Raw genomic sequence first — 18,779 nt, 5'->3', positions numbered from 1 at the left:
CGAATCGATCGTGTGGCTCAGGCGGGCCCGGCGCGATCGGACGTGCGGTGACGGACCGGCGCCGGACTCTTCGGCTCAACACCGCGACCCCGGGTGTGTTCCCACGGGCTGTGGCCGGGGCGAACTGTGTTGACGGGCGCCGCCTCGCTGAGGGTGGGCGTGAGGGAGCACCGAGAAGCAGGCTACTCCGCTGTGACGATGGGTAACAAAACCATTCGGGCGTGCGGGCCGGGCCGCGCCGGTGCCGTCCTCGGTCGGGGTCAGATCCCCAGCACCGTCTTGGCGATCGAGAAGTAGAGGAGAAGGCCGGTGGCGTCGCAGAACGTCGAGATGAACGGCGTGGAGAACACCGCGGGATCGACGCGGATCGACTTCGCGATCAGCGGCATCACGCCGCCCACGGTCGCGGCAAGGGTGCACACCGACAGGATCGTCAGGCCGATCACCACACCGATCTCGAGGCCGTAGACGAGTGCGGCGACGGTGAACCCGGCGAGTCCGAGTAGCGCGCCCATGGTCAGTCCGACGCGGACCTCCTTGGCGGCGACGCGGGCGACGTCGCGCGGGGCGACCTCGTCGGTGGCGAGTGCGCGGGTCACGGTCGTCGCCGCCTGCGAACCGGTGTTCCCGCCGATCCCGGTGAGCAGCGGGATGAACAGTGCAAGCGCGACCCGCTGCTCGAGGGTGCCCTCGAAGATCTCCAGCACGTTGACGGTGAGGATCGCCGACACCGCGAGCACGAACAGCCACACGATCCGGGCGCGCGTGATCGACAGGATGGACGAGAACAGGTACGGGTCGCGGAGGGGTTCACGCGCGCCCGCACGGGCCTCGTCGGTGTCCCGGGCCTGCTCGACGACGTCGACGGCATCGTCGATCGTCAGGACGCCGACCAGGCGGCTGTCGCTGTCGACGACGGGCATGGCGAGGATTCCCCGGTCCACACACCTCTGTGCGGTGGCCTCGGCGTCATCCTCGGCATGAGCGAACATCGGCTTGTTCATCAGGTCGTGGACGGGTTCGGCCGGGTCGGCCAGGAGGAGGTCGCGCAGGCTGACCACACCGCACAGCGAGCGAGCGCCGTCGAGGACGGGCACCGTGTAGATCGTCTCCGCGGCGTGTCCGCGTTCTCGCACGCGGGCCAACGCGTCGCCGGCCGGTTCGTCCTCTCGGGCGTGGACGAACTCGGGACTCATCCGACGCCCCACCGAACCGCGCGGGTAGCCGAGAACCACCGCGGTCATGTCGCGTTCGGCCGGGGTTAACTGCTGGATCAGCGACTTGGCGACTCCCGCGGGCAACTCGTCCAGCAACTCGGCGCGATCGTCGGGGTCGAGGTGGTCGAAGGCGGCGGCCACGTCCGCGGTGCCCAGATCGTCGATGAGGCGGCGCTGCGAGCCGGCCGACAGATCGTCGAACACCTCCACCGCGAGGTACTTGGCCAGCAGACGGAACGCGACGCCACGGGACTTGTGGGGGAGCCGGTCGAGCAGGGCGGCGATGTCGCCCGCGGGCATCGCGGACAGCGTCGTCCCGACGTCTGCGAGGCGACCTGCCGAGATCAGTTCGTCGAGTTCACCGGCGTCGAATGTTCGGGTGTGCTCCACGGCCGCACTCTATCGCCGGCAGGTGGAGGCCTCTGAGACCGAGCGGAGTCGGATCCGTGCCGGAAACGAGGAGACCGTGACTACTCGGCAGAGCGGGCCGCCTCGAAGGGGTCCGGAATGCGGCCACCACTGACGAGCGACAACGCGGGAAGATCACGGAAACCGATGGCGGGCAGACGAACTCGACTGCCATCCGTCAGGACCGCACGCACCGAACTCCACTTCGGGAACTGCAGTCCGGCGATGTCGGACCAGGCGATCTCGGTGGTCGAGAACATCCGCACCGAGGTGAGTCCGTTCTCGGTGACCACGGTCCGCAACCGGTGGATCCACAACCAGACCAGGACCGGGACGATCAGGGCGAAGGCAAACCACGGGGAGGCGCCGACCAGGAGCACGACCACCAGCGCGGCCATCGGGACCGTGAAGTAGGCGGTCCGGTTGATACGGAACGTCACCGGATAGTCGAATGCGACGTCGTCGGCAGGGGTCGCGCTGGTCTTCGGGTCTACGGGGTCGGTGGAATCAGTCGGCACCGCTCCATTGTGCCAACCGGCCCCGAGGCCTCTCGCCGACGGGTTCGTCGCGCCGGACCGAAATCGAGGTGCGCAGACAACCGACTCGACCAGTGTTTTCCCAGATGGTGAGACGGTGTGGTCCGGAGTTTGACTCGGAACCGAACACAGTCCTACCGTGAACCCGTGATGCAGAACGGGATCCTCGTAGTAATCGGCTGGCGCGTCTTCGCCTGACCGGTCACCTCGCAGACCCCCAACCGGCATCGACGCGCCACCCTCGAACAGCGGAAGCTGTCGGGGGTTTTTTCATGCCAGGTACTTCCATCACCGATATCGGATTCCACAACCAAGATGAGGATCGTGCAGTGAGCGCACCAACAGCACGCACCGACGCCGGCCGCAACGAGCCGACGCGCAACGCAGGACTGCGGCAGCAGTCTCCGGCGGCGGGCAACCTCCGTGCGGTAACCCAGCACACCGTTGCTCCCGAGCGTGTCAGCGGCGCCCAGTCTGTGGTTCGTTCCCTCGAGGAGCTCGGTGTCGAGGTCGTCTTCGGCATTCCGGGTGGCGCGGTCCTGCCGGTCTACGACCCGCTGCTGGACTCGCAGAAGGTCCGCCACGTCCTCGTCCGTCACGAGCAGGGCGCAGGTCACGCCGCGACCGGGTACGCCCAGGTCGCCGGGCGGGCCGGCGTCATGATGGCCACGTCCGGTCCCGGTGCCACCAACCTGGTGACCCCGCTGGCCGACGCCCAGATGGACTCGGTGCCGGTCGTCGCGATCACCGGCCAGGTCGGTCGCGCGCTCATCGGCACCGATGCGTTCCAGGAGGCCGACATCTCGGGTATCACGATGCCCGTCACCAAGCACAACTTCCTGGTCAGCCGGGCGATCGACATCCCGAAGACCATCGCTGAGGCGTTCCACATCGCCGAGAGCGGTCGTCCCGGCGCGGTCCTGGTCGACATCCCCAAAGACATCTTGCAGGCCCAGACCACGTTCTCCTGGCCGCCGCAGATCGACCTGCCCGGTTACCGTCCGGTGACCAAGCCGCACGGCAAGCAGGTTCGCGAGGCGGCCCGCATGATCAACGCCGCGAAGTCGCCGGTGCTCTACGTCGGCGGCGGTGTCATCAAGGCGAACGCGTCGGCCGAGCTGCTGGAACTGGCCGAGCTGACCGGCATCCCGGTGGTCACCACGCTGATGGCACGCGGCGCGTTCCCCGACAGCCACCAGCTGCACCTGGGCATGCCCGGCATGCACGGCACGGTGGCGGCGGTCGCGGGCCTGCAGCGCAGCGATCTGCTGATCACCCTCGGAGCACGCTTCGACGACCGGGTCACCGGACAGTTGTCGTCGTTCGCGCCGAACGCCAAGGTCATCCATGCCGACATCGACCCCGCCGAGATCGGCAAGAACCGGCCCGTCGACGTGCCGATCGTCGGTGACTGCAAGGCGGTCATCGCCGAGCTCACCGAGGCGCTGCGCGAGGAGCGGGCGACCAGCGGCTCGACTCCCGACATCTCGCAGTGGTGGTCCTACCTCGACAACCTGCGTCGGACCTATCCGCTGAGCTACGACCGTCAGACCGACGGCTCGATGTCGCCGGAGTTCGTCATCCAGGCCCTCGGCAAGGCCGCCGGCCCGGACGCGGTGTACTGCGCAGGTGTCGGCCAGCACCAGATGTGGGCCGCACAGTTCATCTCCTACGAGAAGCCGCGCACCTGGCTCAACTCCGGTGGTCTGGGCACGATGGGCTACGCGGTGCCCGCCGCCATGGGCGCCAAGGCCGCCGACCCCGACGCCGAGGTCTGGGCGATCGACGGTGACGGCTGTTTCCAGATGACCAACCAGGAACTCGCCACCTGCGCGATCGAGGGCATCCCGATCAAGGTGGCGCTGATCAACAACGGCAACCTGGGTATGGTGCGCCAGTGGCAGACGCTGTTCTACGAAGAGCGTTACTCGAACACCGATCTGTCGACGCACTCGCGGATGATCCCGGACTTCGTCAAGCTCTCGGAGGCGCTGGGCTGCGTGGCTTTCCGCGTCGAGCGCGAGGAGGACGTCGACGAGGTGATCGCGAAGGCGCGGGAGATCAACGACCGCCCGGTGGTCATCGACTTCATCGTCGGCAAGGACGCCCAGGTGTGGCCGATGGTCGCCGCCGGTACCGGCAACGACGAGATCATGGCCGCCCGCGACATCCGGCCGCTGTTCGACGACGACGAGTCGGCGTCGGGCCCGGTGGAGATCCACCAGGCGATGGATGGCCATCAAACGGTCGACAACGCGCCGGCCGATCGCGCAAACCAGAAGGACGAGCAGTGAGCACCACCCATACCCTCAGTGTCCTGGTCGAAGACCGACCCGGCGTCCTCGCGCGGATCTCGGCGCTGTTCTCGCGGCGCGGATTCAACATCGAGTCACTCGCCGTGGGCCCCACCGAGCTCAAGGGCATCTCGCGGATGACCATCATGGTCTCGGTGGAGGACTTCCCCCTCGAGCAGGTCACCAAGCAGCTCAACAAGCTGATCAACGTGATCAAGATCGTCGAGCAGGACCCGGCGAGCTCGGTCTCGCGCGAGCTGATGATGGTCAAGGTGCGGTCGGATTCGACGGTGCGCACCGAGGTCATCGAGGTGGTGAATCTGTTCCGCGCCAAGGTGATCGACGTCTCGCCCGAGTCGCTGACGATCGAGGCCACCGGCACGTCGGAAAAACTCGAAGCACTTCTGCGGATGCTCGATCCGTATGGAATCCGGGAGATCGCGCAATCGGGCGCGGTGACCCTCGGTCGGGGACCGAAGAGCATGTCGGCCAACCGCTGACAGAGAATCCCGCTGTCCTCGCGCTCATCTGAGCATCGGCGAGGAGCGACAAGGGAATTACGAATCCCGACGGATTCCGAGAATCCGCCAGGGACACCACATATCGAAGGGAAACATAGTGGCCATCGAACTGTTCTACGACGACGACGCGGATCTGTCGATCATCCAGGGTCGCAAGGTCGCGGTGATCGGTTACGGCAGCCAGGGCCATGCGCATTCGCTGTCGCTGCGCGATTCCGGCGTCGACGTCGTGATCGGTCTGCGTGAGGGCTCCAAGTCGAAGGCCAAGGCCGAGGAGCAGGGCCTCAAGGTGCTCACCGCATCCGAGGCCGCCGCCTGGGCCGACGTCATCATGGTGCTGGCGCCCGACACCTCGCAGGCGAAGATCTTCACCGAGGACATCGAGCCGAACCTGCAGGACGGCAACGCGCTGTTCTTCGGCCACGGTCTCAACATCCACTTCGGCCTCATCAAGGCGCCGGAGAACGTGACCGTCGCGATGGTCGCCCCGAAGGGCCCCGGCCACCTCGTGCGCCGCCAGTTCGTCGACGGCAAGGGCGTTCCCGCGCTCATCGCCGTCCACCAGGACCCCAAGGGCGAGGGCCAGGCGCTTGCGCTGAGCTACGCCAGCGCCATCGGCGGTGGTCGTGCCGGAATCATCAAGACCACGTTCAAGGAAGAGACCGAGACCGACCTCTTCGGCGAGCAGGCCGTGCTGTGCGGCGGCACCGAGGAACTGGTCAAGACCGGCTTCGAGGTGATGGTCGAGGCGGGTTACGCCCCCGAGATGGCCTACTTCGAGGTGCTGCACGAGCTAAAGCTGATCGTCGACCTCATGTACGAGGGCGGCATCGCGCGCATGAACTACTCGGTCTCCGACACCGCCGAGTTCGGCGGTTACGTGTCGGGCCCGCGGGTCATCGACGCCGACACCAAGGAGCGCATGCGCGGCATCCTCACCGACATCCAGGACGGCACCTTCGTGAAGCGCCTCGTCGCCAACGTCGAGGGCGGCAACAAGGAGCTCGAGGGCCTGCGCAAGGAGAACGCCGAGCACCCGATCGAGGTCACCGGCAAGAAGCTGCGCGACCTGATGAGCTGGGTTGATCGTCCGATCACCGAGACCGCCTGAGTCGCAGCGGTTTGCGCTGAACGCAGCGCCGACAGCGGGTCCGCACCGATGTGGTGCGGACCCGCTTGCGTCTCCGCACACCCACCCCTTTTCGGTAAACCCACCGGGGTCGCGGGGTGAGGAAATACCGAAAAAGGGTGGGTTCGGCTCGACGGGTTTAGTGTCTGACTCGTGGACAGCCAAGGGATCGTTCTGCCGCCGCCGGTCTATGTCGACGTCGACGGGGAGCGTGTTGCGACATATGTTCTCGAGCCGGCGGGGCACACCGACATCGATGTGGTGATGTGCCACGGGACCCCGTGGTCGGCGTACGTGTGGGCCGGCGTGGCGCAACAGATCGGCCTCGGTCGCCGGGTCTTCCTGTGGGACATGCCTGGATACGGGCAGTCGATGGTCAGGGACGCACCGGTGGATCTGGCGACCCAGATGTCGAGATTCGCTGTGCTGCAGTCACAGTGGGGTCTGACGCGGCCGCACGTGATCGCACACGACATCGGGGGCGCGGTGGCACTGGGTGCGCATCTGCTCCACGGTCGCGAGTACGCGTCGTTGTTCCTCTGGGACATCGTGACTCTGGATCCGTGGGGGTCACCCTTCTTTCGACTGGTCGCCGACAACACCGAGGTCTTCGAGCAACTTCCCGACCCCTTGCACGCGGCGTTGGTGCGCGAGTACATCGCCGGTGCCGCGCGGCATCGGCCGACCGACGATGACCTCGACGCGCTGACTCGTCCGTGGCTCGGCGGGGCCGGCAAAGCCGGGTTCTATCGTCAGATCGCGGCATTGCGGCCGGAGCACACCAGACCCGTCGCGGAACGCCTGGCGCAGGTCCGGTGCCCGACACGGATCGGCTGGGGCGCCGACGATCCGTGGATTCCCGTCGAGCAGGCCACGCAGCTACGAGACCTCCTGCCCGACCGCCGCGACCCCGTGATCCTCGACGGTGTCGGACATCTCGCACCGCTGGAGGCGAGGGCAGCGGTCACCCGGGCGATCGAGGACTGGCTCGGGGCGGTGACGTGACCGCGGTGACCTCACCGACGACGCCGCGGCTGCCGGAGGTTCTCCGGTAGCCGCGGCGGTGATCGTGATCGTCACATGGCGTGTGCAGACAGACCCCGTTCCCGTACGTGGGCAGTCTCGAGTCCGGACCGCCGGGAGACGATGTCGACGAGTTCGTCGTAGGTGCGACACACCACCGCGGAACCGGTGGGGGCGCTGACCACCCATCCCGAGGGGATGGCCCGAACATGGTCGCGGCGCAGCAGCTCCGACATCCGCCGGGCCACGTCCGCACGCCGGCGAGGCCCGGACACGAACTCCGCGGCCCAATCCGGCGGTGCGCCTGCGCAACCTCCGCACATCAGGGCATCACGTCGCCGGAATTGGGGCCGAGTACCTGCCCGACGAACAGGTTGCCACCCGGATCGGAGGCGAGGAGCACGGCTGCCGGTGCGATCTCCTCGGGCCGGCCGAACCGTCCGAGGGGGAGTTCGGCGCGCTTGTCTCGCTTCCACTCGTCGTCGATGCCCTCGACCATGGGGGTGTCGATCGGACCGGGTGCGATGGCGTTCACGAGCACGCCACGTCCCGCGGTCTCGAGCGAGATCGACTTCGTCATCGCGATCACGCCAGCCTTCGCCGCGGCGTAATGCGCCAGCGAGACACCGCCTTTGATACCCAGCTGCGAGGCCACGTTGATGATGCGCCCGGCGCCCTGGGCCAACATCGGCCGCAGCGCCGCCCGGTTGCACAAGAAGACGCTGGTGAGATCGATGTCGATGGTCTCGCGCCACATCTCGGTGGACATGTCCACGGTCGGCGACTGGGTGAGGATGCCGTGTGAGCAGACGAGGATGTCGAGTCCACCGTCCTCGTCGACCATCCGCGCGACCAGCGCATCGACCTCGGGCTCGGATGTCGCATCCAGAACGACCCCGCGCCGGGCGCCGACCTCGTCGGCGACTGCGGTCACCCGATGATCGCGATCCGCAAGCGTCACAGTGGCGCCCTCGGCGAGATAGGCCGACGCGATCGCACGCCCGATTCCCGACGCCGCGCCGGTGACCAGAGCGCGCCGGTCCCGGAGAATTCCGGTCATGTCAGATCCTCTCTTTCAGCCCGTTGTTCAGTCGCGCATAGCGGTGGTCAGTGCGCCGTCGACGACGATCGCCTGACCGCTGACATAGGAGGCCTGCGGACTCGAGAGGAAGGCGATCACCTCGGCTACCTCCCGTGGATGGCCGACCCGACCCCAGGGGATGTAACCCCCTGCCCGGTCCAAGCCCTCGGGGCCGAGCGAATTGACGGCGTCACTCGACTGCGGAGTTCGGATGAGGCCGGGGATGATGGCGTTCGCGCGGATGCCCCGGGGCCCGTATTCGACGGCGAGACTTCGAGCCAGACCGATGATCCCGGCTTTGGCCGTCGCGTAGTGGGCGTGGTTCTGCCAGCCGTAGACACCGCCGGCGATCGACGAGATCACGGTCACCGATCCGCCTTCGGTCATGTGGCGCAGTCCGGCGCGAGCCGTCCGCATGACGCCATGCAGGTCGACGGCCATCATGTCGTGCCATTGTTCGTCGGTGATGGAATCGAACGAGGCCTCGCGGAGGATTCCCGCGTTTGCGACCGCGATGTCGAGCCGTCCCCACGCCGACACGAGGTCCGCGGCGAAGGCGTCCACCGACTCGGTCGAGCGCACGTCGACCTCGACGATCCGCCCCTGTCCACCGGCGTCGCTGACGTCCCGCAGCGTCGTCTCCGGATCGTGCGGGTCGCCCGGGAATGTCCCGATCCCCACGCGCACGCCTCGTTCGGCCAGGCAGACCGCGGTGGCGGCGCCGATGCCCGAAGCGGCGCCGGTGATCATGGCGACGGCCGGGTCGGTCATGCCTGTGCTCCTGCCGTCGTCGTGGGGCCCGCGGGCACACCGGCCTGCGGCGGCGTGTCGGCGACCTTGCGTGCGCCGAGCACGATCACCGCCGACGCGATGGCGCCGAGCGCACCGACCCAGAGCGCGGCGGTCGAGTAACCGACCGATGCCGCGGTGAGACCGGTCAGGATGAAGCCCGAGATGATCGCTCCGGGTTGCGACATCGCGCCGATGAAGGCACTTCCCGTTGCGCGACAATCGGTGTCGAAGCACTCCGCCTGGAAGAACATGATGGCGGCATACGGGCCGAGGAGGAAGAACAGGCCCATCATGTAGGTCACGAGCACGAAGATCTGACTCGACGGTCCGAGCAGCATCGCGCCGAAGAACAGACCCGAGAGCAACCAGCCGACGGCAATGGTGTTGCGCCGCCCGAATCGGTCGCCGGCCCAGCCGTGCGCGAGGTAACCCGCGACCGCGACCAGATTCGACAGCACCACGAGGATGAGGGTGCTCGAGGCGTCGATCCCCTTACCCTTCTCCAGCACCGTGGTACCCAGGACCGAGAAGGTCTGGATCGCGAACCAGTTGAGCAGCCAGGCCAGGGACAACACGACGGTGTTGCGCAGGTGCTTGCCGGTGAAGATCCGTTTGAAGGGTGCCGAGGTCTGCTCGACCGTGGCGGTCGCGGCCGCGAGGGCCTCCGCCTCGTCGTGCTTTCCGGCCTTGCGGAGTTGCTTGACCGCGTGCTGCGCCTCGAATTGCGGGCTCTCCTTGAGGGTGCGGCACACGAGGGCGACGATGACCGCGGGAATGGTGGCCAGCAGGAACGCGATCCGCCAGGAGTCCGCGCCGAAGATGGCCGTCACGATGGCGACGAATCCGGCCGCGAGCAATGCGCCGGCCGGCCAACCGGTCTGGACCATCGAGTAGACGAACCCACGACGCTTCTTGATCTTCTCGTCCTCGGTCAGCTCGTAGAGCTCGTTGAGATACGTGGCGTTGACCGACTGCTCGGCGAGGCCGAGGCCACTGATCGCGCGGACACCGATCAGCGAGGTCGCGCCGAACGTCGCCGCCGTGGCCGCCGACGACGCCGCGGTACCGCCGACCGAGATGATCATGCCCTTGCGACGTCCGAGCTTGTCGACCATGGGACCCACGAGGAGGACCACGATCGCGGTGCCGACGCTCACCAGGGTGGAGACCAGGAGTGCGTGACTGGTCGACCAGCCGAACGACTCCTCGATCCGCGGGAGCAACGTGCCGAACAGGATGAAGTCGTACACCGCGATCGTCCAGGCGAAGAACGCGATTCCGGACGCGCGTCGGGTCTCCTTGCCGGTGACACGACGCAGCCCCGGGGGTGGGGTGGTGGATTGAGACATGGTTGTGCTCTCTTGCTCAGTGGGATGTGCGAAGCCGGCGCGTCATCGGGTCGGCATAGGGGAATGGGCGGTGCGGCAGTCGGCGGCCCGGAAGTCAGCGGCGCGGCGAGCGCTTCTTGAAGTCTTCGGCGATGGTGTCGAAATCCGCCCAACGGATACCGTCGTGCGAATTGATGTGCTCGATCAGGCGCTCGAGCATGAGCAACACCTGCGGCCGGCCGGAGACGTCCGGGTGGATGGTGAATGTGAAGACGGCGTAGTCGCTTTCGCGATAGACCCAGTCGAACTGGTCACGCCACATCTCCTCGATGTGTCGCGGATTGACGAATCCGTGGCTGTTCGGGCTGCCCTTGATGAACATCATCGGGGGGAGATCGTCGAGGTACCAGCTCGCCGGGATCTCGACCAGGTCGGTCTCCTCACCGCGGACGAGCGGTTTCATCCATTCCGCGGCCGGCTTGTCGTAATCGATCGGGGTCCATGAGTCACCCACCCGGACGTAGTACGGCTCGAAGTCACGATGCATCAGCGAGTGGTCGTAGGTGATCCCGCGCTCGACGAGCAACTCGTTGGTGACCTTGCTGAACTCCCACCATGGCGCGACGTATCCGGTGGGCCGCTTGCCGGTCCGAGTGCTGATCAGATCGATGCAGTGATCGAGGATCTCCGATTCCTGCTCACGTGTCATCGCGATCGGGTTCTCGTGACTGTATCCGTGCAAACCGATCTCGTGTCCCGCGGCGACGACCTGATCGAACTGTTCGGGGAATGTCTCGACGGAGTGCCCCGGCCAGAACCAGGTTGCCGGGAGATCGTATTTCGCGAGCAGGTTGTTGAGGCGGGGGACGCCGACCTCACCCGCGAACACTCCGCGAGAAATGTCCCCGGGAGAGTTCTCGCCGCCGTATGAGCCGAGCCAGCCGCCGACCGCGTCGACGTCGATGCCGAAAGCTACGAAGATTTCCTTGGCCATTGTTTCAGTCCTCCTTGGTGTTCGGGAGCTCGTTGTCGTGGATGAGGGTCGTGTGGATGTCGGTGGAACCGTCGGAATTCGATGCCCGGTTCGGCGACACATCTGCATATGTCTCGATCAAGTGGGCGAGGGGCTGGTCGCGCGTCCGGCCGGTGGACAGCAACAGCGCCAACAGAATCCGTGCCTGCGTCGCAGGCAGGCCGGAGACGGGTGGGACGCCGGCGCCGACCAGATCCGCACCGCCGCCGTTGCCGTAGACGCCGCGGACGGGTCCGGCCGGTACACGGGTGGACAGGACGAGCGCCAGGCCGTCATCGACGAGGTCGGCCGCGGCTTCGACGATCGCCGGGTTGCCGTTGCCGATACCGGTTCCCGCCAGCACGATTCCGGCGGCGCCGCAGGCCGCAGCCGCGCGCAGCAGCGCGTCGTCCGCACCGGGATAGACGTCGACGAGATCGACACGCGTGTCGTCGAATCCAGCATCTGGGCGTGGCAATGGGTCGGGTCGCGGCGCCGTGGGCCCGAAGCAGACCTGCCCATTCGTCACCTTCCCCGACGAGGCAGAAACGACGGAGCGGAATGCATCGAGTGCGGTCGTGTGGATCTTTCGTGCCCCCCGGGCGGGGATGATCTGTCCGGCGAAGACGATCATGACGCCACGGTCGCGGGCGGTCGGCGTCGCGGCGACGCGGACGGCGTCGGTGAGGTTGCCCGGACCGTCACCGTCGGCGTTGTCGCCGGCCCGTTGGGCACCCGTCAGGACGACGGGCCGGGGATCGTCGTGGACGAGGTCGAGGAGGATCGCAGTTTCCTCCATGGTGTCGGTTCCGTGCGTGATCACCACGCCGTCGACCCGTTCCGTGGACCGGGTGAGAAGTGCGCCGACCGCGTCACTGATCTGCCGCAGATGTCCGAGTGTCAGCCGGTAGGAGCCCACCGTCATCAGATCGACCGTCTCGATCTCGATGTCGTCGAGGCCCGCCCGTTCGACTAGTTGCGCGGCGGTCTTGGTCGCCACGACCCCGGCGTCGGTGGCCTCGGAGGCAATGGTGCCGCCCGTGGCGACGATGGCGATCCGCGTCATCGGTTGCGGCTCGAAGGTGTGGTGAGGCCCCCGATGGCGGGAGCGATTCGGATGACTGTGACGTGCATGACGTGAAGTGAAGCACAACCCAAACGTTTGACGCAATCGTTTGTGTAACTTCCGCCAAACGTTTGTGTAAATCGCGACGTAACAGAAGTCGTTGGGTACGCTGTGGGCCATCGACGAGAGAGGGCCGGGTTGAGAAAGCCAGTACAGGGGACGGCGAGGGGGCCGCTGACACTCCGCATGATCGCCACCGAACTGGGGGTCAGCCCGTCAACCGTGTCCCGGGTGCTCAACACGCCCGGCGACGCCGCGCTCCGCTGGGGGTCCTCCGACACTGTCGCCCGGATACGCGCATTCGCCTCCGAACACGGCTATTCCCCGAACCCCCAGGCATCGAGCCTGCGGACCCGTCGCTCCGGACTGATAGGCGTACTCGTACCGCGGCTACAGGACTACGTACTCGCCACCATCTACGAGGGAGTCGAGGAGGCGGCCTACGAGTCGGGACTCTCGACCTTCGTCACCAACTCACTGGACAAGCCCGATAATCAACGCTCGCGGACCCGCATGATGATCGACCGCCGTGTCGATGGCCTGATCTACGGGGACGCTCATCTCGATCACCACTTCCTCGACGAGATCTATTCGGAGGGAGTCAAATTCGCGCTCGTGTCACGAACGGCGGGGGACTATCCCTCGGCGACGGTCGACGACGTCAAGGGCGGACGGCTGGTCGGTGGGCATCTGTACGACACCGGGCGGCGAGATGTCGCGGTCCTCGCCGGCTGGGAGTTCGCGTCCACCGCACGTGACCGCACCAACGGCATCGTGACCGCGTTCGCCGAACAGGGCGTCGAGATCCCGGACGACCGTATCGTCTATTCGGGTTTCGACCCGGCCGGCGGTCGTGCCGCGGTCGAGCAGCTGCTGGAGACCGGGTCGGTGCCGGATGCCATCTTCGCGACGAACGACTTCGCTGCCATCGGAGCCTTCGGGGCCCTGCGCGATCGCGGGATCCGGGTACCCGATGACGTTGCACTCGTCGGTTACAACGACACGCCCATCGCATCGGGCGGGGCCGTCCCACTGACCACGATCCGGTCGCCCATGCACGAGATGGGCAGACGAGCGGTTGGCTTGCTGCTCGAGGTCATCGGCGGCCGGACGCCCGAGTCGGTCGTGCTCGAGCCCGAGCTGATCATCCGATCGAGCAGCACCTCCGTGAGCGAGCAGGCGGGCGACCCGCCATCCGTCGAGGCCTGACGGGCGAACACCACATGCAGCGGCGTCGCGTACGTCACCCCGGACACGACGACGCCCCGGAGGGAAACCATCCGGGGCGTCGGTGGGGGTGGGACCCAGAGTCGTCAGGCGACCCGGAATCCCTTGTAAGCGTCGAGCGAAGCGATCCGCTTCAGGATCGGCTGGATGTTGGTGCCGGTCTCGGGGCCGAGGCAACCGAGGAAGTAGTAGGCGTTCACCATGCCCACCAGCCGGTCGCCGACGACCACGGGGCTACCGGAGTCACCTTCGATGACGCACATCTGGCTGACGTGCACGTCGCCGTCGGAGAACCAGGCGATGCCGCAGGTGTTGCCGGTGGTTCGGCCTTCTTTGCAGGCGATGGTCGGGAAGGCGAGCGGCGCCTGGTCGACCGAGCGGATCGTCACGCCGCGGACCGTGCGCAGCGGCACGACTCGAGAGGCGTCGAGTTCGATGATCGCCATGTCGAGATCCGGCGCGGTGTAGGTGATGGTGCCTGCCTGGCCGCGGTCCTGGAACGTCTCGGAGTAGACCTTCTGGCCGGGAGTGCCACAGTGTCCCGCGGTGACCCCGATGAGCTTGTTGGTCTTCGAGCGGCCGATGGTGGTCAGGGTGCAGGCCGCGGCCGAGTTGCCGCCCTTGAGCACCAGGATTCCGGACCCGCCTCCCATGAAGATCTTCGCCGGTGCGGCGACCGCGACGCCCCCTCCCCAGCCGGCCAGCACCGTCGCAGTCAAAACCGCCAACAGTACTGTCAGCTTCTTCGTCATCCGCACTCCACTTCTCGGGTCAACCAGTTCTCGATCACGGGCATCGCCGCCCGTCGGGAACTTCGCGATGGGCGGCAAGCACACCGTACCGGGCGCCCCACGCGCGCACGGCGGCGTGGGATCGAGCCGCGGTCGGTTTGCAACACTTCTGTGATGCGCCGCGCGAGTTGCCGTAATGCGCGTCACACTCTACTCGTGCCGGGGGACAGGGCTCTCGTTTCGGGGTAGACCGCGTGCTCGACGGGACCTACCACACCTTTAAGCTGTCGTACGGAGTCGTCATCGACACTCCGTACCGACGTTCGTGAAACCGCACTCCCCGAACCTGGAGAAATGACTGTGAGCTCTGCTGGCCGCCCGGTTGTACTCATCGCCGACAAGCTGGCGCCGTCCACCGTGGAAGCACTCGGTGACGGTGTCGAGGTGCGATGGGTCGACGGCCCGGATCGTCCCAAGTTGCTCGAGGCGGTCGTCGACGCCGACGCCATCCTGGTCCGCTCCGCGACGACCGTGGATGCCGAGGTCCTCGACGCGGGCAAGAAGCTGAAGATCATCGCCCGGGCGGGTGTCGGTCTGGACAACGTCGACGTGCCTGCCGCGACCGAGCGCGGCGTCATGGTCGTCAACGCCCCGACCTCGAACATCCACACCGCGGCCGAACATGCCGTCGCGCTGCTGATGGCCGCGTCGCGCCAGATCCCGGCCGCGGACGCCACCTTGCGCGAGAAGACCTGGAAGCGTTCGTCGTTCAACGGCGTCGAGATCTTCGACAAGACCGTCGGTGTCGTCGGACTCGGCCGCATCGGCCAGCTGGTGGCCGCGCGGCTGGCAGCCTTCGAAACCCACATCATCGCCTACGACCCCTACGTGTCGCCGGCTCGTGCGGCCCAGCTCGGGATCGAGCTGGTCAGCCTCGACGAACTCCTCGAGCGCGCCGACTTCATCACCGTCCACCTGCCGAAGACCCCGGAGACCCTGGGCCTCATCGGCGCCGAGCAGCTCGCCCGGACCAAGAAGGGCGTCGTCATCGTCAACGCCGCCCGCGGTGGTCTCATCGACGAGCAGGCACTGGCCGACGCGATCAACTCCGGTCAGGTCCGCGCGGCCGGCCTGGACGTCTTCGCCACCGAGCCCTGCACCGACTCGCCGCTCTTCGAGCTGCCGCAGGTCGTCGTGACGCCCCACCTCGGCGCATCGACCAGCGAGGCGCAGGATCGCGCGGGCACCGACGTCGCCAAGAGCGTCCGCCTAGCGCTGGCCGGTCACTTCGTCCCCGACGCCGTCAACATCACCGGGGGTGCCGTCGACGAAGAGGTCGCACCGTGGCTCGAGGTCGCTCGCAAGGCGGGCGTGCTCGTCGGCGCCATCAGCAAGGAGCCGCCGACCTCCATCGTCGTCGACGTACGGGGTGAACTCGCCGCGAACAACGTCGACGTGCTCGGCCTGTCCGCGCTGCGCGGCCTGTTCTCCGCGGTGCTTGACGAGCCGGTCACCTTCGTCAACGCCCCCGCGGTCGCCGAGGGACGCGGCGTGACCAGCGAGGTCACCACCGCCCCGGAGAGCCCCAACCACCGCAGCGTGGTCGACGTGAAGGCCGTGTTCGCCGACGGCTCGACCCACAATGTCTCGGGCACCCTGTCGGGTCCGCGCCTGGTGGAGAAGATCGTCAACATCAACGGCCGCAACTTCGACCTGCGTGCCGAAGGGCACAACCTCATCGTCAGCTACGCCGACCAGCCGGGTTCCCTCGGCAAGATCGGAACGCTGCTCGGGAACGCCGGCATCGACATCCTGGCGGCCGGTTTGTCGCAGGACGCCGAGGGCGGCGGCGCGACCATGATGCTGCGCGTGAGCAGCGTCCTCGACGACCAGGTCGTCGCCGCGATCGGTGACGCGGTCAGCGCAACCCTCATCGAACAGGTCGACCTCGCATGAAACTCGCAGTCATCGCCGGCGACGGCATCGGTCCCGAGGTCATCGGCGAGGCGCTGGGCGTCCTCGACTCGGTCGTACCGTCGGTGAGCACCACCGAGTTCGACCTCGGCGCGCGCCGCTACCACCGCAACGGCGAGCTGCTCACCGAGGACGACCTCGAGTCGCTTCGTCGTCACGACGCGATCCTGTTGGGCGCCATCGGCGATCCGTCCGTACCGTCGGGCGTGCTGGAGCGCGGTCTGCTCCTGACGATGCGATTCGCACTCGACCACCACGTCAACCTGCGGCCGTCGCGCCGCTTCCCCGGTGTCTCCTCGCCCCTCGCGGGCGACCCCGACATCGACTTCGTGGTCGTTCGGGAGGGGACCGAGGGGCCCTACACCGGCAACGGTGGCGCCATCCGTGTCGGAACCCCGAACGAGGTCGCCACCGAGGTCAGCGTCAACACCCGGTTCGGTGTGGAACGCGTCGTGCGCAACGCATTTCAGCGTGCCCAGCAGCGTCGCAAGAAGCTGACGCTGGTCCACAAGACCAACGTGTTGACCTTCGCCGGGTCGATGTGGAGTCGCGCGGTCGAGGAGGTGGGTGCCGAGTTCCCCGACGTCACCACCGACTACTGCCACGTGGACGCGGCGACCATCTACCTGGTCACCGACCCCGGCCGCTTCGACGTGATCGTCACCGACAACCTGTTCGGCGACATCATCACCGACATCGCCGCCGCGGTGAGCGGTGGTATCGGGCTGGCTGCGTCGGGCAACATCGACGCCACCGGCGCCAACCCGTCGATGTTCGAGCCGGTGCACGGCTCGGCACCCGACATCGCCGGGCAGGGCAAGGCCGATCCGACAGCCGCGATCCTGTCGGTCGCGCTCCTGCTCCAGCATCTCGGCGACGACGACGCCGCCGCCCGGATCGAGAAGGCCGTCGCCGACGACCTCGCCGAGCGCAGCGGTACGTTCAGCACCTCAGAGATCGGTGCGCGTATCCGCGAACGGCTGTAGTTCGCAGGCATATTCACCAGCAAGGGACGAACCCGCCACCAATTCGGAGGCGGGTTCGTCCGTTGGTGGTGGGTTCAGGCGTCGACCAGCTCATCGGGTTCTCGCATCCGGTCGCGCGGGACCAGGGGCGTCGCGACGAGGGGTGCCAGGGCGGTTGCGGCGAAGGCGATCGGGAAACCGACGGTCGCGATGAGTGCTCCGAGAAGCGGTGTGGTCGCCGCGGTCACCAGATACTGTCCGGTGTTCTGTACGGCGAGTCCGCGGCCGCTCCATTCCGGTCCGACGTACTCGGCGATGGCGGTGAACGCCAAGCCGTTGTCGGCCACCGAGATCACACTCGCCACCGCCATGAGCGCGGGCGCGAGTGGGCTGTCGAACCAGTCGGCGATCGCGAGCGCGGACATGGCGGCGACACCGGCCACCGCGATCACGCGGACCGGTCGCATCCGCGACATCCAGGCGTCCGACCACCGTCCGGCGACGATCCGGCCCAGTGCACCGATGATCTGGGTCACGGTGATCAGGGTTCCGGCGCCGGCCGGTGACCACCCGTGCGCGACGATCAGCCAGGTCGGTACGAAGGTCCACAGCATGGACTGGGGGATGACCAGCAGCATGCTGACGATGTGGATGCGTGCGAGGAAAGAGTTGTCGCGGTAGGGATTCATGCGCGGGGGAGGGTTGCCGACCGTCGACGCGGGAGCCGGCCGACGCGGCGGATCGGTGATGCCGACGACCACCGCGACGAGTCCTGCAGCAGTCACCACGGCTGGGATCGTTAGTGCCGCAGCGGGTCCCGAACTCGCTGCGACAACCGGCATGGTGAGAGCGCAGACGCCGATCCCCAGCGGTTGTGCCATCTGCCGGATGCCCATCGCAGTCCCACGCTGGTGTGCGGGGAACCAGCCGACGACGATGCGGCCGCTGGCCCCGTTCGCCGCACCCGAGCCGAGACCACCCACGAAGAGCGCGGCACCCACGACGGCATAGGACGCATCGGCTGACGCGGCGACGGCCGCCCCGGTCGCGCCGGCGAGCGAGATCGACAGCGACAGCAATAGCATCCGTCGTTCGCCGCAGCGGTCCAACAGGATTCCCCACGGGATCGTCGCCGCCATCAGTCCGACCGTCGGGATCGCGGCAAGCGCCGAGGCCTGGGTCAGGGTGAGTCCGGCGTCGGTGTGCAGCGTGGGGATCAGGTAGGCGACACCGCTGACCACACAAGTCGTGGTGAGCGCGGCGAGCAGCGAGCACCCGAGGATGATCCACCTTCGGGCAGTGGTGATGTCGTCGACATCGGTCATGGTCTACTCACCTCGCTGTCTGTCCGGACCCGGTGAACCGGGGTTGGCTATCTCAATATATGAAACAGTATGACCACATTGTAAAACCGG

Annotated in this window: 17 protein-coding genes; 7 read left to right on the top strand and 10 right to left on the bottom strand. The window is 67.1% G+C overall.

The window, feature by feature from the left end; translation table 11 throughout:
* Window positions 1-260 precede the first annotated feature (260 nt).
* On the bottom strand, window positions 261-1,607 hold the full coding sequence (mgtE, locus tag Q9R39_RS01830) for a magnesium transporter (protein WP_311277011.1): 1,347 nt from the start codon (window positions 1,605-1,607) through the stop codon (window positions 261-263).
* An 80-nt stretch (window positions 1,608-1,687) separates the two neighbouring features.
* Window positions 1,688-2,143, bottom strand: a complete 456-nt coding sequence (locus tag Q9R39_RS01825) for a PH domain-containing protein (RefSeq protein ID WP_068972332.1) — start codon at window positions 2,141-2,143, stop codon at window positions 1,688-1,690.
* Window positions 2,144-2,490: 347 nt separating this feature from the next.
* On the opposite strand from Q9R39_RS01825, the gene Q9R39_RS01820 reads away from it, so the two are divergent.
* The 4 genes from Q9R39_RS01820 (at window position 2,491) to Q9R39_RS01805 (ending at window position 7,110) form a co-directional block, all read left to right on the top strand.
* Window positions 2,491-4,455 carry an acetolactate synthase large subunit gene (locus Q9R39_RS01820; RefSeq protein ID WP_058252142.1) on the top strand — a complete coding sequence of 655 codons (1,965 nt, stop codon included), beginning with the start codon at window positions 2,491-2,493 and terminating at the stop codon, window positions 4,453-4,455.
* Window positions 4,452-4,955 (top strand): acetolactate synthase small subunit, encoded by a 504-nt coding sequence (gene ilvN, locus Q9R39_RS01815; RefSeq protein ID WP_058252141.1) that lies wholly within the window; start codon window positions 4,452-4,454, stop codon window positions 4,953-4,955. Before Q9R39_RS01820 ends, ilvN begins: the two co-directional genes overlap by 4 nt.
* A gap of 118 nt (window positions 4,956-5,073) precedes the next feature.
* Complete coding sequence (gene ilvC, locus Q9R39_RS01810; protein ID WP_058252140.1) at window positions 5,074-6,087, top strand: ketol-acid reductoisomerase; 1,014 nt, start codon at window positions 5,074-5,076, stop codon at window positions 6,085-6,087.
* 171 nt (window positions 6,088-6,258) lie between these two features.
* Window positions 6,259-7,110 carry an alpha/beta hydrolase gene (locus Q9R39_RS01805; protein WP_311277010.1) on the top strand — a complete coding sequence of 284 codons (852 nt, stop codon included), beginning with the start codon at window positions 6,259-6,261 and terminating at the stop codon, window positions 7,108-7,110.
* Window positions 7,111-7,181: 71 nt separating this feature from the next.
* Here Q9R39_RS01805 and Q9R39_RS01800 read toward each other — a convergent pair whose 3' ends face one another.
* The 6 genes from Q9R39_RS01800 to Q9R39_RS01775 all read right to left on the bottom strand — a co-directional run bounded on the left by Q9R39_RS01800 (window position 7,182) and on the right by Q9R39_RS01775 (window position 12,407).
* Window positions 7,182-7,403, bottom strand: coding sequence for a hypothetical protein (locus tag Q9R39_RS01800; RefSeq protein WP_311277009.1), 222 nt, complete (start codon window positions 7,401-7,403; stop codon window positions 7,182-7,184).
* Between the two features lie 47 nt (window positions 7,404-7,450).
* Complete coding sequence (locus Q9R39_RS01795) at window positions 7,451-8,188, bottom strand: SDR family NAD(P)-dependent oxidoreductase (protein WP_058252138.1); 738 nt, start codon at window positions 8,186-8,188, stop codon at window positions 7,451-7,453.
* Window positions 8,189-8,215: 27 nt separating this feature from the next.
* A complete protein-coding gene (locus Q9R39_RS01790) occupies window positions 8,216-8,980 on the bottom strand; it encodes an SDR family NAD(P)-dependent oxidoreductase (protein ID WP_058252137.1) in 765 nt (254 codons plus the stop codon).
* Window positions 8,977-10,350 carry an MFS transporter gene (locus tag Q9R39_RS01785; protein ID WP_058252136.1) on the bottom strand — a complete coding sequence of 458 codons (1,374 nt, stop codon included), beginning with the start codon at window positions 10,348-10,350 and terminating at the stop codon, window positions 8,977-8,979. The genes Q9R39_RS01790 and Q9R39_RS01785 overlap by 4 nt, the downstream gene beginning before the upstream one ends.
* A 94-nt stretch (window positions 10,351-10,444) precedes the next feature.
* Window positions 10,445-11,323: a polysaccharide deacetylase gene (locus Q9R39_RS01780; protein ID WP_058252135.1), complete on the bottom strand. Its 879-nt coding sequence runs from the start codon at window positions 11,321-11,323 to the stop codon at window positions 10,445-10,447.
* Between the two features lie 4 nt (window positions 11,324-11,327).
* Complete coding sequence (locus tag Q9R39_RS01775; RefSeq protein WP_311277008.1) at window positions 11,328-12,407, bottom strand: asparaginase; 1,080 nt, start codon at window positions 12,405-12,407, stop codon at window positions 11,328-11,330.
* 198 nt (window positions 12,408-12,605) lie between these two features.
* On the opposite strand from Q9R39_RS01775, the gene Q9R39_RS01770 reads away from it, so the two are divergent.
* On the top strand, window positions 12,606-13,676 hold the full coding sequence (locus Q9R39_RS01770; RefSeq protein ID WP_396275634.1) for a LacI family DNA-binding transcriptional regulator: 1,071 nt from the start codon (window positions 12,606-12,608) through the stop codon (window positions 13,674-13,676).
* Window positions 13,677-13,780: 104 nt separating this feature from the next.
* On the opposite strand, the gene Q9R39_RS01765 is transcribed toward Q9R39_RS01770, so the two are convergent.
* A complete protein-coding gene (locus tag Q9R39_RS01765) occupies window positions 13,781-14,446 on the bottom strand; it encodes a serine protease (protein WP_311277006.1) in 666 nt (221 codons plus the stop codon).
* 339 nt (window positions 14,447-14,785) lie between these two features.
* Here Q9R39_RS01765 and serA point away from each other — a divergent pair, with 339 nt between their 5' ends.
* Window positions 14,786-16,381: a phosphoglycerate dehydrogenase gene (gene serA, locus Q9R39_RS01760; RefSeq protein WP_078112971.1), complete on the top strand. Its 1,596-nt coding sequence runs from the start codon at window positions 14,786-14,788 to the stop codon at window positions 16,379-16,381.
* Window positions 16,378-17,385, top strand: a complete 1,008-nt coding sequence (locus Q9R39_RS01755; RefSeq protein WP_065632707.1) for a 3-isopropylmalate dehydrogenase — start codon at window positions 16,378-16,380, stop codon at window positions 17,383-17,385. The genes serA and Q9R39_RS01755 overlap by 4 nt, the downstream gene beginning before the upstream one ends.
* A gap of 74 nt (window positions 17,386-17,459) precedes the next feature.
* Here the strand turns inward: Q9R39_RS01755 and Q9R39_RS01750 are convergent, their stop codons facing one another.
* Window positions 17,460-18,689, bottom strand: coding sequence for an MFS transporter (locus tag Q9R39_RS01750; RefSeq protein WP_311277005.1), 1,230 nt, complete (start codon window positions 18,687-18,689; stop codon window positions 17,460-17,462).
* Between the last annotated feature and the right edge of the window lie 90 nt (window positions 18,690-18,779).

It is taken from the genome of Gordonia sp. AC31 (assembly GCF_031844505.1).
Classification (GTDB): Bacteria; Actinomycetota; Actinomycetes; order Mycobacteriales; family Mycobacteriaceae; genus Gordonia; species Gordonia hongkongensis.
This window is presented reverse-complemented; position numbering and strand designations above follow the sequence as displayed.